We start from the raw sequence: 665 nt of genomic DNA on the forward strand, positions 1-665 counted from the left end.
GATCGGACGATTACTCGACCGTCCGGAGTGACAGGTAGGAAGTTTACGCACTTGACGGTTCTTGCCATTTCACCACTCCATGCTGACAGTGACGGTCTTAGTCTTGTCGTACATGTTGCGGAGAATCGCTTCCCAGCCCACTGCCGTGGGATATACAGCATTTACCTCGTAGGTTTTACCGTCAGATCGCAGTCGAACAACATCACCTGCCTGGGGGCGCTTGTCGAGGGACAGGGTTTCTACTTCTTTAGGCTGTGCTTTCCTGAGTCCTCCTCACATCTTGCTGAAGTTTTGTTTGTAGTCATTGTACACGCTGTCGAACAGATTCGCAATAGCCTGAATATGTACTTCAGACGGGGTGCCAGCCGGGAGATACTTACCTTTCGGGGTAATCAGAGAAGTTGCTTCCTGCCCGTTCTCACCAGTATACGTCACAGCCGCGTTTACTGCAATCTTAATATCGCGGGCCGTAGCCTCGCCCGGGCGCATAACCTGTCGCACTTCATGTACTACCTTGTCTTTGGTGGTGAATTCACATGCAGGCTTGTTATCTTCCACCTTTATGCACATGCTGTACAGTAGTTTCTCGCTCTTCACAGAGCGACCAAGGTTGATGGTGCCATCGTCGGTAGACACGATGATATCTTGACTGCCTTTATCCGCTA

At 50.7% G+C, this 665-nt stretch carries 1 protein-coding gene; it reads right to left on the reverse strand.

Features of this window, described 5'->3' with window-relative positions; translation table 11 throughout:
* Nucleotides 1-273 precede the first annotated feature (273 nt).
* On the reverse strand, nt 274-665 hold a 392-nt coding region (locus FVP33_RS19180; protein ID WP_147785271.1), incomplete at its 5' end, for a hypothetical protein.

Source organism: Lacisediminihabitans profunda (genome assembly GCF_008040105.1).
Taxonomy (GTDB): Bacteria; Actinomycetota; Actinomycetes; order Actinomycetales; family Microbacteriaceae; genus Lacisediminihabitans; species Lacisediminihabitans profunda.